A 13,530-nucleotide genomic window follows, 5' to 3' on the forward strand; every position below is an offset into this window, starting at 1 on the left:
TCGCCGTCTGGATGTTGCCAGGGCCGGACGGACCGAGAACAGGGTTGTTAGTGCTGACGCTGGCGCTGGATGACGAGCGGGCGTCGAACTGGTCGTCCCAGCCGCCGCGGCGTGGCGCATTGATCAGATCATCGATTGCCGATTGCGCAAGGGCTGGCGCAGCGAGTGCCGCGGCACCGGCGGAAACCGCCGTGCGAAGCATCGTGCGGCGGGAAATCAGTTCAGATCCAATCTTCTTCGACATTTTCCTGTCCATCTCATCCGTAGGCATAAGGCAACACACCTAAACGGATATGGTTAAAAATCGTTGCGTGCGCCGCAGCGGATAAGCGCGGAAATAAAGACGCAAGACGGCTTTGTGTAGCTTGGCGGTCACATAGCAATATGGCCGATTCGTGTCAGCAAAACTCGCACTCACGCGGGCGTGTTGAGACGTGACCGGAAGGACACAGATTTGCTGCAGTGCAACGGGGTTCGACGGATCAATTCAGCTCGATCTCCGGCGGGTACTTTCGAAAGCACTCGCTGGCTATGCCCTGTGCCTTTGTCGGCTCGTCGAGCATCATCTCCGTCAGCACATCCATAATGTGCTGGATGCGGTCTTCCGACGACTGCTCCTGCGGGGCCGGGGTTTCCGGGGACTGGATGTCCGCCGTCTGAATTTCCGAGGCCTGAGGCTGTGCAGAAACAACACTCTGCTGCGGCACGATATCAGCGCGTGCCAGAACCTTCTTTTCTTCGAGTTGCCGCTCTTTCAGATCATCGTCGGCATAGGCATAGGCCATGACCGAGAAGACCGCGACGCAGGTTTCCGCCGTGGCGGGATTGACCGCGACATCAATCGCGGCGGCCTGTGCCCGGTCGGACAGAACGGAAAAAGCAAGTGCACAGGCGAGCGCCAATTGCGACGAAGACAGCAGACGTGGCCTGAACGACCAGGATGAAACTGACGGCATGTTTTCCCAAAACCCGCACAAGGGCGACCTCCCAAGCGCTGCGCCAGCGCAGATCGCCGACGAAGTGATAGTGCCACCCGCCCCTGATCTCAATCTGCAAACAAGACGCGTCCACATCTGTGAGTGATCACATCGAGATAATATGACTCATGCTTGCATTGTCAGACATTCTCGCGGAGAGTGTATTCGCGTCAGCACTCCCGGAGAGGAGTTCGAGGAGGCCGGCGTTTCGCACATGACCATCAAACGGGAGGGATGTTTCATGAAATTTTCGCGCGTTTTTTTGCTGGCAACGGTCGCCGCCGTGTTTTCCACCTTTGCGGCGGCTCAGGATTATCCTTCGAAGACAGTGACGATCCTCGTGCCATTCGCGGCCGGCGGCAATACCGACGCCTTTGCGCGGCTTGTCGGGGAGCGGCTGGACCAGCGGCTGGGGCAACGCTTCATCGTGGAAAACAAGCCAGGCGCCGGCGGCAATATCGGGCTTGGGGAACTCGCCCGCGCCGAGCCTGACGGCTACACGATCAGCATGGGCACGGTCAGTTCCAACGCGATCAACCAGACGCTCTACAAGGAACTGCCCTATGACAAGGCGAAAGGGTTCGCGCCCATTTCGTTGATCGCCACACTGCCGAATGTACTGGTGGTCAACCCGGAGCGGATTTCCGCCAAGAGCGTTCCGGAGCTGATCGAATTCCTGAAAACCAAACCGGGCGAGATCAGTTATGCCTCATCCGGCACGGGCACCTCGATCCATCTCGCGGGCGAGCTTCTGTCCACCAAGGCGGGCGTGACCATGAACCATGTGCCCTACAAGGGGTCGAGCCAGGCAATCATGGATGTGGTGGCGGGCCATGTGGACATGATGTTCGACAATATTCCAACCGCCGCCCAACAGGTGAAGGCCGGCAAGGTGCGGGCGCTCGCCGTCACCAGTCTAGACAAGGCAGAACTCCTGCCCGACGTGCCGACCATGGCGGAAACCTTCCCGGGCTTCGAGGCAACGTCGTGGCACGGCCTGTTTGCACCGGCCGACACGCCGCCAGAGATCGTGGAAAAACTCAGCAAGGAAGTGCAGGCGATCATGGCCGATCCGGACATGGTGGCCAAGATCAAGGGCATGGGCGCCACCCCGGTCGGCAATACCTCGGCCGAGTTCAAGACATTTATCGCCAGCGAAACGAGCAAATGGGCCGAGGTGATCAAGGCCGCCAACATACCGCTGCAATAGCCAAGCTTGCCTGCGTTTTCCGGCCGGAGTCAAAAAATCCGGCCGGTTCATCTCTTGACCATTCGCCTGCGATCATCCGACAGTGGCGTCATGCAAATCAGAACCGCGATACCGGCCGATGCGCCGGCCATGAGCGCCATGCTGCAACTGCTTGTGCAGGCGGGCAAACGCATTTCCCCTGCCGATGAAGCCTTCGTGCTTTCCCAATACATCAGCAACCCGGACGGCATCCGCTGTTCGCTGGCGATAGATGACGGCGGTTCGGTTCTCGGTCTCCAGTCGCTGATTTTTGCCCGCGATGGCAACCGCTACGAAACGCCGGTCGGCTGGGGCATTATCGGCACGCATGTTTCACCTCTCGCTGCCCGGCGCGGCGTGGGGCGGCAACTGTTCGAGGTGACGAAACGGGCCGCCGCCGAGGCAGGCCTTGCAAAGATCGAAGCCTTTATCGGCGAGAAGAATGCCGAGGGGCAGGCCTATTACGAGAAGATGGGTTTTGTGACGTACCGGCTGGCCGAAGGCGCGGTGTGCAAACGTTTCGAGTTGGGGTGAAGCAAGCGGCCGATCGAGGTCTCCACCGCGGAAAGACCTCGTACCGGCCCTGCCCTCACTTCACAGCGGCGACAATCGCGTCAAAAAACGCCATCGGGTCGATCGCTTCCTTGTCGGTCGGCTTGGGTTCCGCCGCCGTCTGGGCAATCACCACGTTATGGGCGGGATTGATATAGACATATTGGCCTTGGATGCCGACCGCGCTGAAGGCGCCGTCCTTCTTGGCGGCATCGGTCCAGCCGGTCCACCACATGTAACCGTATTCCAGTGCCTCGGCGCCCTTCAGCGTCTTTGGCGTGCTCGCTTCCTTCACCCAGCCCTCCGGCAGCACAGCCTTGTCGCCTGCCTTGCCATCCTCCAGCACGAACTGGCCGAAGCGGGCGAAATCGCGCAGCGTGGCGCTCAGACCGCTGCCACCGATCTCGATACCATCCGGTGATTCCAGCCACCATTTTGCATCGGCTTCCATGCCGTAAGGCGTCCAGATCTTTTCGGAGAGGTAATCGGCCAGCGGCTTCTTGATGGCGCCGTGCAGGATTTCTGCCAGAACCTGTGTTTCGCCGGTGCTGTAATTATTGACCGTGCCGGGATCGGCGGTGCGCGGCAGTTTGGCCATCACATCCATCGCACCACCCGCCTTCTGGGCGATCTGCGCTTTCAGAAGCGCTCGGCGATCGGATGCCGGGTCGGTGTATTTCTCATTCCATTTGACGCCGGACGACATCATCAACACGTCACGCACGCTGACGCCGTCATAAGCCGTGCCCTTCAGCCGCGGCACATAGGTGACGACATTGTCGTCGAGGCTTTTGATCAACCCGTCCTTGATGGCAGCTCCCACCAGCGTGGAGGAAATCGACTTGGCGACGGACATCGACATCCACCGGGTTTTTTCCGTGTTGCCGCGCTGGTAGGTTTCGTAAACGACCTTGCCATTCTTCAGCACGATCAGGCCGCTCACCTGATTGAGGGCGAGATAGTCGTAAAGGTCATAGGTTTCGTCATCAACCTCCAGGCTGACCTTGCCGAGTTCATTCTCCGATTTCGACAATTCGGATGCCCTGCCGCCGGCCTTGATGGTGCGGGTCGGGAACAGCCGGTCGACATTGCGGAATGTGCTGACGGCGAGATCAGGTGTCAGCGCACCGTCATAAATCTGCTCCACTGTGCCGATCTTTTCCTTGGCATGCGGATAGGCTTCTTCGGCACCGGCAGTCTGCGCACCGGCCAGCAACGCGATGGCCGTGAAAGCCGGGGCGATGCGGACGGTATTCAGCAGGATGCGGGGATAAGAGATTTTTGGAGCAGGCATTCCGGTTCCTCCCAGAGTGGACGCTTTCGGCTGTCGAATGAGCCTTGCAGCCGTCAACGCAAAAATCAGCTGTGACCAAGCGGGCGTTTGAGCGGTGGCATGGCTGTTGATATAGACGCCGGTCCCGTCATATCAACGGGTGGCGGATGAGCGCATTTTTACGGGGGAAGATGATGCCGGGATTTTTGCAAAAGGCACGAATGGCACCTGCTCTCGCCGTGTTCTGGCTGCTTGGTAGCCTGCCAGCGCTGGCTCAGCAAATGCACGCAGAAGACGTCATTCTATCCGTATCCGGCGGGACGGTGCGCTGGGCGGCCGTCTACAAGGCCATGCCCGAACGCGCCGACGATCCCTATGTCCATGTCCGGGTTTTCGAGCATAAACGCGGCTCGGAGCCTTGGCGTTTCAAGGAACTTGCCTTCCACATGGTAGTGACGCCGCAGGCATTGGAAAAAAGCCGCAGCGGCAAGAAGGCAAAAATCTATCATTACAAGGATGTCGAAATTCGCGGTGCCTATCATCGTTGGCTGGAGGATGCCGCAGTCCGAAAGGACGTGCCGGTCTGCGAAACGGATATACTCGACTGCATCGGGCGCCTTCGTTGACAGGACCGGGCTCGGCAAGGGGCCGCTCAGCAGCCATATTTGCGACCCACAATCATAATAGGTCGGAACGTCTTTAGAACCAAAGGAAAGGTAACCTTATGGATCAACAGCGATATTCGGCATTTTTGAATAATCCTTGCGATATATTGAATGAAGGCAATGTGCGACATCTCCGGCTGGATAGCAGCATGGGGAGAACAAGAGCCAACTCCGTTGCCCGCACGGTCAGCGCGCCGGGCGCGGTACCGCTGCATTACCAATATGAAAAGGCCTCGGTCAGCCCGGTTTTCGTTCGCTATGACGACACCCCTATTCCACAAACGTCGGCAATCTGGGTCAGCCAGCGCAAGCCCTCGAGCGGCGATTACCAAAAGGACCGCGCTTATTATCTGCAATGGGGGCCAGACAGCGCCTATGCCGTGGAACTGGGCTTCGAGGCGCAGCTTTTCTTTACTGCCGAACTGACGGGATGCGGCATCATCGTGTTGAGCGGTGCCGGCAAGACGGTTCTCGTGCATCACAATATCCAGGTCACTCCACCCGGACCGACATTTTTTCAGAACCTTTTCGAGAGCAATGCGAAAAAAATGGTCCGCGAGGCGGCAGCGGTCGGCCGCGCACGCACCGACAGCCTGTACCTCATGCTGCAAAACATCGTGGCTTCGACACCCGGCCTCACCTCGGGAAAGATGCTGGGTGTGCAGCAATATGGTGGCACGGCCCGCTTTTTTGGAATGAAACGCGGCGGCTCATGGCGTTTTTACGTCAACCGTCCGGGCAGCGACGGTTATACGACCCAGGAAATCTTCGGCTAAACGACACGGATTGATGGAAATGAACGCAGGGCGTTCAGTCATCAAGACCGATTCTTGAGAACCGCGAAGCGCGGCGGCGCGCGGTTTTCGCTTCCTCGTCAACTGGCAGAAGCTCGCTTGCCAGGTGAGGCTTCAGAACGTCAGTGCCCCTCGGCATGAGCGCTGGAGGCCACCGCCTGCGTCGCATCGGCCACCATCTGCGGGCGATTATCCGGCACATTCTGGGCTATAAAAACCAGCGCGACCAGAAATGCCAGCCTCCATGCAATGCCGCGCAAAAGCCCTTCCGTGGCGTTCATGATCATATCCTTTCGGTAAAAAGCTGATGCCATTGTCTGCGGGCCGCGACTTTGCACAATGCGGAAGATACAAGGACAGACTTCGGATAATCCGAAGGGTCACGAAATGGACCGTGACGGGAGGGAATTTATGCGCTTCGATCTGACGGATCTGCGGCTGTTTCTGCATGTTGTGGAGGCGGAAAGCATCACACAGGGCGCGGATCGGGCCGGCATGGCGCTGGCGTCTGCCAGCGCGCGCATACGGGGCATGGAGGAGGCCAGCGGCATTTCTCTGCTGGATCGTGGCCCGCGCGGTGTGCGCCCAACCCCACCCGGCGAAGCGCTGGCCCACCATGCCCGCATCATGCTCGGCCAGATGGAACAGATGCGCGGCGACCTGCAACTCTATGCGCGTGGTCTGCGCGGCCATATCCGGCTTTGGTCCGGCCGCGCCGCCATGGCACATCTGCCGGGCGCGCTACACCGTTTTCTTGTCGATCATCCGGCCATCGATATCGATCTCGAGGAACGGCAGAGCGTGGATGTGGTGGCGGCGGTGGCCGGCGGACTGGCCGATCTGGGCATTTCGGCCGATACGACCGATACCGGATCACTGGAAACAAGGCCCTTCGAGACGGACCGGCTGGTTTTGATCGCACCTCGTCTAAACCCGCTTTCCACGCAACAGTCGGTGGCCCTGCGAGATGTTCTCGACGAACCTTTCGTGGGATTGCCAGCCGACAGCGCCCTGCAGGGACATCTGGCCACGCATGCGGCACGCGAGGGCAAGCCGTTCAAGCTGCGCATCCGCCTCGACAGTTTCGAGGACATCTGTTCGATGGCCGGCAATGGTGTCGGCTTGGCGATCGTGCCGGAAATCTATGCGCAGAAATTCCGCGACGACATGGAGCTTGCGATCATCCCGCTGTCCGACCCTTGGGCGCTACGTCACCTGCTGATTTGCGCGCGCAGTTTTGCTGCTTTGCCGGTGCATGCGCGCAAGCTCGTTAATTACCTGACAGCAGATCTTGCAAGCTGACCGGCGCGCAATGTTAATCCGTATGCAGCCTCGGTGTCGCCTGAGGTATTATTACCCTTTTTACTTTGCCGACCTTTTCAGCAAGGCCGCCAGCGGCAGACCTAGCGTGGCTAGTCACGTTGCCGGACAGCCCGCATGCAAACACCAAAGAAATCCACAACCATCTGTAAAATATTGCTTTTATGTTGTTATCAGCGATTATAGGGGGCTTAGCCTCGACACTAGGCGGCCCAATCTGCATGATTACAGGACATCCATGCGCCTCGAAATGAGCCAATTCCCGACTAGATAAAAGCTGAATTTTTATATTCGTTCATAATCGTAAATTATGGCGGCACACGTATTTCTGTGTAGCGATTGTAGATGAATATGGACCAAGCATTTCGATGAGCTTTGCAAGCAGCGAAGAATCCAAGAACTTCTTTGATTTTCTGGACATCTATTACGAAAATTCTAAACTATGCGCCGACCACGAGGTGATCTGTTGGTTGGAAAAGCGCGGCAGCGATCCTGATTTCTGGCACGAGACGGCGCTGACATGGCACTGGGAATCAGGCGTCGACGTGCTGCGCTGGATCATCCGGCAACCGACATGCGAAATGGCGACCGCCTCTTGGATACTGATCGAAGCTCTTTCCGGTGTCGACCTTTATCCCACAGCGGCCGACTACGTGACCTCCGACCGCGAATTTTTCGACATGTGCAAGGATATCACCGAGCGCTGGCGCGCCGGTTTCTACACATCTAACCGTCTTGGCTTTACCAAACAGCAGTCGATCAATTTCGACCAGAGCGTCGCTGCCTTCAATCGCCAGCGCCTGCGTATCGGCAACCCGCCGCTCTGGCAATTGCCACGCGCGGCTTTTGGCCCGTTCGAGGGCAAACAGGCTGTGTCGGCAAAGGATGCAGTGTTCGAGCGCGGCACGCTGCGCATGACCATGCAGCACTTTTCCAAAACGCATAAAAGCGCGCTGAAACTGCCCAAATAAACGGGCTGGAACTGCCTACGCACCTTACGAAAACGCCGCAGGTCATGTCCGACCTGCGGCGTTTTCGTATTTTCTCAAGCCATGAAGCGCTGTGCGGCCCATACCCTCAGACGCAAGGTGACGGGCCGGCCTCGGCTTTCAGATAGGGCTTCAGTTCTTCGGGCACTTCACCGATTGGCCACTTGTTGAAGTCGGCCTGCGACAGCAATGCGACCTCCGAGAGTGCTTGCAACTGCTCTGCGAGAACCGGCGGTACAATCGGCCCCTGCAGACGGCCGGACTTGAGCGCCCCCTTTCCGTTGCGTGCGCTCATCTCCGCGACGTTCATCATCATCTGGCCTTGAGGCGTCTGGGCGATCTTCTTTATTTCCGCGGCAAAGGCTCTTTGCACACGAATGAATTCCCCAAGCCGGGCAACGAGGCGATCCTTGTGCGGTTTTTCGCAGAAACGGCTTTTGAGGTTCCGCATGGAACAGGCAATAAACTGTGCCGCTGTCTGCGTCGCCACAGGTACCTTGCCATGAACCTCCGCATATCGGGCGGATCGCTCGTCGATTCGTTTCAAGCAACGCTCGTGCAGTTCGCTGTCGACGGCGTCGAAACCTTCCGCCGTCACATTCATCTTGAGAACCATATTGAACGGGCTGGGAAAAATAGGATCGACGCGTACATCTTTCCTGTAAGCGCGCGCCCTCGGCTCCGGTTCATAGGCAAAGATAGCGTGGGACTGCCTAGCTGCCTGCGCTGGCTTGACGACCGCGATCATGTCATCGGCGAAGAAATAGGTACCGGAAAAAACAACGAGCATCGCAGAAAGCCCGATGCCGACATCGGCAAGCGAGAAGCCCCACTTGTCCGAACCGTTGCTCTGCAGCAGGAGATTGACGTCGCCTTTTCTATCTGGATCCGATGATCCCAGTTTACCGAATGTCATCTTCCCGACCCGCCCTTGAATAAAGTCAATTCCATCGCGTGCATGTTCTTGCAATTCCCCTGAAGTCCGGATTGGAGCGACCATCCACGAGCACCGAACGATCCTTGACCACGATCTGCTGTGCATTCCTGACCGACCACACGAAAACCCTCGTCTTATCGACGCCAAAATAACGTTGCCAGCGAAGAACCGCGGAGCAGACGGTATGCATCTGTGCGCGTCCCTTCCTGAATTCGAGATAATCTTGCGGGCTGGCCGTTCCGCCGGCGCCGAACACGCCGACACGGAACCCTGCCAGCAATCCGTCATGCGCATTGTCGAGATCGAATGCGAAAGGTCCTTCGAACCCGATCTTCGCGCGTATGCCTGCAGCCCCTTCGATCCCCCACATAACGGGCCGATCGCTGACGAAGACGGCAGCCGCATCGCCGATGTCGGACAGATCGAGATTGACGCGACGATGGGGAGCGCGGTCCTCAAAAAACTGGAACACGATATGCACGGCATCCGAACGCTGGGCGGCATCACGCGAAGCCGTCATGGACTGAAGTTTGCGGTAAAGCGCCTTCAGCTGTTCAGGATCATCGCCGGATACGACGCCATTTTCATTGTGCGCACGCTCAATGCGCCAGCTCAACGGATCGAAGCTGCCGAAGCCCTTCCAGAGTTGGAAATTAACCGCCAGAAAAATGCTGGCCGAGGTTACGATCGGCAAGACGAACAGAAGAATAAGCATGCTGTTGGCGATCATCCCGAGCGAGCGCCACGGGCGCGCTGCCGGCTCCGCCGGTTCACGATCGTGGGACGGTTTTCGTCCGAATGACATTCTGGCTCCTGCTCCACTTGCATACTTCCGCCTTCGACAGCATCGATGCGAGTAATTCTTCCCGGAAAACAGTAACGAATTGCCAGACCCGGATGAAAAAATGAAATGAATGCGTCGTTGGACAGCAGGCATTCAATTATATCGTTAAGCAATTGCTTTTGACGGACGGAGAATTTACCGCAACGAACACGGCTTTGCTGAGAGCCGCGCTTCCATAACCGCGCGGGGTGTCTCGCGATCTTTCAGACGACGGACCGCATAATGCGTGGCGCTACGAATTTGCCAGCGAATAGATGATTTTGCTTAGGCAATCCTGTTGGAGGAGCGGGAAGCCGAGGGTGAGTGTCGCGTCTTCCGTCTGCCGTGAGTAGGATAGCATCGGATTGGGATCGTGAGGCGATGACGGCGCAGCCGGCTGCATGGCCGGGAACCGTGCAAGCAATGCTTCCCTATCGACACAGACGCCCTTGCCGAGCAAGAGAATAAGAAGCGGCCCGGCGGTTGCACCCGCACCAGGGCGGGGCTGGCGATAAGAAATGCTCTCGACCGGCAGGCCGTCTATGACGAGATCATCGGCGATCCAGAACGAAAACACGCTTGTCCCCTCATCTGGCTTCAGCCGGAATGAAAAGGCATTTTCCAGCGAATGCCGATTGCGCACGGTATCGATCGTGAGGTTTTCAACCAGTTGCACTACCTGCATGATTGGTTCGGCCCGCACCGATGGCGCCATCACAAAGATTGTCACTGCTGCGGCGATCATCCGAAAGGCGTGCGACGTTTCATGCCGGGTAGTTTTTTTCATAAAACACCACATTGAAAACATCGCCTTTTTACGCCCGTTCCGAATTGACAGGTCAGCAACGGACACGCTCTATAACCCCATGTACGACAATCGCACCGCGCTCGAAACCGCATTTCTATCAAATGCCTCCATCGATTTCCTGTTCTTCTGGGGGCACCGGCCCTCGAAGGATGGGAGGATCACTGCTTCGTGCCTAAGCCAATGGTGGCCCTCTCCATTCACGGTGGACGGTGTCATCTATCAGACTGCCGAACACTGGATGATGGCCGCCAAGGCCCGGCTTTTCGGAGATCACCAGACGGCCGAGCACATTCTGGCGGCGACCGATCCGAAGGCGGTCAAGGCACTCGGCCGCAAGGCGCGCGGTTTTGATGCGGAGGCCTGGGACCGTGAAAAGTTTGCGATCGTCCGCGAGGGCAGTTTTCAGAAATTCCTGCAGAATGAAGACCTGCGCGAGTTTCTTCTGTCGACCGGCGACAAGGTGCTGGTCGAGGCGAGCCCGGTCGATCCGGTCTGGGGTATCGGGCTTGCAGCCGACGATGCGGCAGCAGCCAATCCGACACAGTGGCGTGGTGAGAATTTGCTGGGCTTTGCGCTGATGGATGTCAAAGCGCGCATCAGGGCGGCGACTTTTTAAGCTCTTCACCACGCGAAAAACCGGAGGCGCAGGCGCCATCCGGTATTGATCGCTTCTGGAGGTGTTTTGTTGTTCTTGCCGGTGGCCGGCCCGTGGATGGGCCTGGCCGCGCGGAGGCATGACATGATGTCCCTGAAGGGATCGATTACATCCGGTAAGCGATGCTATCGTTCCAGAAACGGTCGAGGCGCTGCAGCAGCTTGTTCATCTGCGAAAATTCGCCTTCGCCGATGCCGCCGACCTTTTCGATCGAGCCGATGTGGCGATCATAAAGCTTGGCAACCGTTTCAGCTATTTCCTGGCCTTCCTTGGTCAGGCTGATGCGGACCGAGCGACGGTCGATGCGCGAACGCTGGTGGTTGATGAAACCGAGGTCGACCAGCTTCTTGACGTTGTAGGAAACGTTGGAGCCGAGGTAATAACCACGCGAGCGCAGCTCGCCGGCGGTCAGTTCTGAATTGCCGATGTTGAACAGGAGAAGTGCCTGGACGGCGTTGACATCGTCACGACCCTGACGGTCGAACTCGTCCTTGATGACATCGAGAAGGCGACGGTGAAGACGCTCGACGAGATGCAGGGATTCCATGTAAAGACCACGGATCTGGTCTTCGTGGGGATTGGCGACTGCCGCAGCCTGCGGCTTAACTTTTGCGTTCAACATTTTTTGCCTCACTGTTTTGTTTGGCGGTGTGTTTGTTTGTTCCCGCCTTGTGAGAGACACTATCGAATGCGCATAAAATTCGACTTAAAACACACGGCTAACAGCCGGTAAACGCCCGTTTCTCCATTGTGGCGCGGTTGAGGCAACGGCCGCGTTAAGCAAATCGGCCCTATTTATTTCAATGATTTAGCGGAAATTTTCGTTCGAATTTTAACGAAAACTGCTTGGGAAACCTGGTTAATCAGTGGTTACCCGCTCGGCATTTTTGCGGTTTTCGAGGTAAATCGCGACGCGAAAGAGCACATAAATGGCGGCGACGAGGCCGTGCATGAGGGTTATCAACAGGCTGTGCCCAAAGATTTCCGGCCAGACTTGATACATCAGAAGCTGGGTGCCGGCTGCGAGCGCCCAAAGCACGGGTCCCCACGACACCGCAAGCCAGAGGCCAAGCGAGGCGACCGGGAAAAGCACGGCCAAAGTGGAGGCCGCTGCGCGCCATGGAAAGCTCAACAGATCGAACCGGCCGCGCCCGCCAAAACTGTAACCTGTGATCATTCCCCAATATTGCAGGCCAAACCAGAAACAGGAGACGGCAACGAGACGCAGAAAGATGACGTAGAGCAACTGCGTCATGGAGCGTTTCGGGCGTTTGAGAGAATCAGGAGCCATGGAGCGGACGATAGCGGTGGTTCATGCCATTCGCCAGAGGGCGCCGCCCCTATGACCTCAGTGCATACAAGATGCGGTGTCAGATCAATTCGCAAAACGCAGGTCGCGTGATATTGGATCAGCTCTATTATAAAGAAGAGTGACAGAGGCATACCATGTCCGACAAGACGCACCTGGTGGACGAGATCACCGGACACCGCCGCATGCGGCGCAACCGCAAGGCCGATTGGACACGCCGCATGGTTCAGGAGAACCGTGTGACGGTGGACGACCTGATCTGGCCGATCTTCATCGTGCCCGGCGAAAACATCGTCGACCCCATAAAGGCCATGCCGGGTGTTTACCGCCTCAGCGTGGACAAGGCGGTGGAAGCGGTGAAAGAGGCGGCCGATCTTGGCATTCCGGCCGTTGCCCCATTCCCCGATATTGAAATGAACCTGCGGGACGCGACCGGCTCCGGCATTCTCGACCCTAACAACCTGATCAACCGCTTTACCAGCGCGGTCAAGAAGTCGGTCTCCAATATCGGCGTGATCAGCGATGTGGCGCTCGACCCGTTCACCAGCCACGGTCATGACGGCATCCTGCGCGACGGCGTGATCCTCAATGACGAGACGGTGGATCAGGTGGTGAAAGCCGCCGTTCTGCAAGCCGATGCCGGCGCCGACATCATCTCGCCGTCCGAAATGATGGATGGCCGCATCGGCGCCATCCGTCGTGGTCTCGATGCCGCCGGGCACCAGGATGTCGGCATCATGTCCTATGCGGCAAAATTTTCGTCCGGCTTCTATGGTCCTTATCGCGAGGCGATCAATACCGGCGGACTTCTGAAGGGCGATAAAAACACCTATTATGTCTCGCCCGCCAACGGCACCGAGGCGCTGCGCGATGCCGCGCTCGATGTCGAGGAAGGCGCCGACATGCTGATGGTCAAGCCCGGCCTGCCCTATCTCGATATCTGTTGGCGCGTGAAGGAAGCTTTCGGGCTTCCGACCTATGCCTATCAGGTGTCCGGCGAATATTCGCAGATCAAGGCCGCCGCCATGCAGGGCTGGATCGACGAGGAACGGGTGATGATGGAAACGCTTCTCTGTTTCAAGCGCGCCGGCTGCGATGGCATCCTGACCTACTTTGCCGTGGATGTGGCAAAGAAACTGGCCAAGGCCTGAGCGCGCTTTTCCGCACGCTATAAAGAAGCGGCATTTTCCGGCGGCCTTG

General features: G+C 57.8%; 16 protein-coding genes and 1 pseudogene. 8 read left to right on the top strand and 9 right to left on the bottom strand.

Annotation, left to right across the window (positions count from 1 at the left end; all coding sequences use genetic code 11):
- Together GAO09_RS20460 and GAO09_RS20465 are read right to left on the bottom strand one after the other, a co-directional pair.
- Nucleotides 1–244 (bottom strand): annotated as a pseudogene (locus GAO09_RS20460) (L,D-transpeptidase family protein); the annotation flags it as partial.
- 238 nt (nt 245–482) lie between these two features.
- A complete protein-coding gene (locus tag GAO09_RS20465) occupies nt 483–956 on the bottom strand; it encodes a hypothetical protein (protein WP_153356766.1) in 474 nt (157 codons plus the stop codon).
- Nucleotides 957–1,218: 262 nt separating this feature from the next.
- Here GAO09_RS20465 and GAO09_RS20470 point away from each other — a divergent pair, with 262 nt between their 5' ends.
- Both GAO09_RS20470 and GAO09_RS20475 read left to right on the top strand, forming a co-directional pair.
- A complete protein-coding gene (locus GAO09_RS20470) occupies nt 1,219–2,187 on the top strand; it encodes a Bug family tripartite tricarboxylate transporter substrate binding protein (protein ID WP_153356769.1) in 969 nt (322 codons plus the stop codon).
- A 90-nt stretch (nt 2,188–2,277) separates the two neighbouring features.
- Nucleotides 2,278–2,739: a GNAT family N-acetyltransferase gene (locus GAO09_RS20475; protein ID WP_153356771.1), complete on the top strand. Its 462-nt coding sequence runs from the start codon at nt 2,278–2,280 to the stop codon at nt 2,737–2,739.
- A gap of 55 nt (nt 2,740–2,794) precedes the next feature.
- Here the strand turns inward: GAO09_RS20475 and GAO09_RS20480 are convergent, their stop codons facing one another.
- Nucleotides 2,795–4,051 carry a serine hydrolase domain-containing protein gene (locus tag GAO09_RS20480; RefSeq protein ID WP_153356774.1) on the bottom strand — a complete coding sequence of 419 codons (1,257 nt, stop codon included), beginning with the start codon at nt 4,049–4,051 and terminating at the stop codon, nt 2,795–2,797.
- Nucleotides 4,052–4,251: 200 nt separating this feature from the next.
- Here GAO09_RS20480 and GAO09_RS20485 point away from each other — a divergent pair, with 200 nt between their 5' ends.
- Both GAO09_RS20485 and GAO09_RS20490 read left to right on the top strand, forming a co-directional pair.
- A complete protein-coding gene (locus GAO09_RS20485; protein WP_153356777.1) occupies nt 4,252–4,656 on the top strand; it encodes a DUF5086 family protein in 405 nt (134 codons plus the stop codon).
- Between the two features lie 188 nt (nt 4,657–4,844).
- Nucleotides 4,845–5,471, top strand: a complete 627-nt coding sequence (locus tag GAO09_RS20490) for a hypothetical protein (protein ID WP_153356780.1) — start codon at nt 4,845–4,847, stop codon at nt 5,469–5,471.
- 140 nt (nt 5,472–5,611) lie between these two features.
- Here GAO09_RS20490 and GAO09_RS20495 read toward each other — a convergent pair whose 3' ends face one another.
- Entirely contained in the window at nt 5,612–5,770 is a 159-nt protein-coding gene (locus GAO09_RS20495; RefSeq protein ID WP_153356784.1) for a hypothetical protein, read from the bottom strand.
- Nucleotides 5,771–5,900: 130 nt separating this feature from the next.
- On the opposite strand from GAO09_RS20495, the gene GAO09_RS20500 reads away from it, so the two are divergent.
- Both GAO09_RS20500 and GAO09_RS20505 read left to right on the top strand, forming a co-directional pair.
- Nucleotides 5,901–6,791 carry a LysR family transcriptional regulator gene (locus tag GAO09_RS20500; protein ID WP_153356787.1) on the top strand — a complete coding sequence of 297 codons (891 nt, stop codon included), beginning with the start codon at nt 5,901–5,903 and terminating at the stop codon, nt 6,789–6,791.
- Nucleotides 6,792–7,177: 386 nt separating this feature from the next.
- A complete protein-coding gene (locus GAO09_RS20505) occupies nt 7,178–7,780 on the top strand; it encodes a DUF4274 domain-containing protein (RefSeq protein WP_153356790.1) in 603 nt (200 codons plus the stop codon).
- Nucleotides 7,781–7,886: 106 nt separating this feature from the next.
- Here GAO09_RS20505 and GAO09_RS20510 read toward each other — a convergent pair whose 3' ends face one another.
- From GAO09_RS20510 to GAO09_RS20520, 3 genes are all read right to left on the bottom strand, one after another.
- Nucleotides 7,887–8,798, bottom strand: a complete 912-nt coding sequence (locus tag GAO09_RS20510) for a hypothetical protein (RefSeq protein WP_153356793.1) — start codon at nt 8,796–8,798, stop codon at nt 7,887–7,889.
- Nucleotides 8,740–9,540, bottom strand: coding sequence for a hypothetical protein (locus GAO09_RS20515; protein WP_153356796.1), 801 nt, complete (start codon nt 9,538–9,540; stop codon nt 8,740–8,742). Before GAO09_RS20515 ends, GAO09_RS20510 begins: the two co-directional genes overlap by 59 nt.
- A gap of 271 nt (nt 9,541–9,811) precedes the next feature.
- Complete coding sequence (locus tag GAO09_RS20520; protein ID WP_153356799.1) at nt 9,812–10,411, bottom strand: hypothetical protein; 600 nt, start codon at nt 10,409–10,411, stop codon at nt 9,812–9,814.
- Nucleotides 10,412–10,424: 13 nt separating this feature from the next.
- Here GAO09_RS20520 and GAO09_RS20525 point away from each other — a divergent pair, with 13 nt between their 5' ends.
- Nucleotides 10,425–10,982, top strand: coding sequence for an NADAR family protein (locus tag GAO09_RS20525; protein ID WP_153356802.1), 558 nt, complete (start codon nt 10,425–10,427; stop codon nt 10,980–10,982).
- A gap of 145 nt (nt 10,983–11,127) precedes the next feature.
- On the opposite strand, the gene ldtR is transcribed toward GAO09_RS20525, so the two are convergent.
- A complete protein-coding gene (gene ldtR, locus GAO09_RS20530; RefSeq protein ID WP_209018789.1) occupies nt 11,128–11,640 on the bottom strand; it encodes a transcriptional regulator LdtR in 513 nt (170 codons plus the stop codon).
- Between the two features lie 240 nt (nt 11,641–11,880).
- Nucleotides 11,881–12,276, bottom strand: coding sequence for a DUF6163 family protein (locus GAO09_RS20535; RefSeq protein WP_235938344.1), 396 nt, complete (start codon nt 12,274–12,276; stop codon nt 11,881–11,883).
- A gap of 191 nt (nt 12,277–12,467) precedes the next feature.
- Here GAO09_RS20535 and hemB point away from each other — a divergent pair, with 191 nt between their 5' ends.
- Entirely contained in the window at nt 12,468–13,481 is a 1,014-nt protein-coding gene (gene hemB / locus GAO09_RS20540) for a porphobilinogen synthase (RefSeq protein WP_153356812.1), read from the top strand.
- Nucleotides 13,482–13,530 lie beyond the last annotated feature (49 nt).

The sequence above is a fragment of the Endobacterium cereale genome (assembly GCF_009617585.1).
Lineage (GTDB): Bacteria > Pseudomonadota > Alphaproteobacteria > Rhizobiales > Rhizobiaceae > Neorhizobium > Neorhizobium cereale.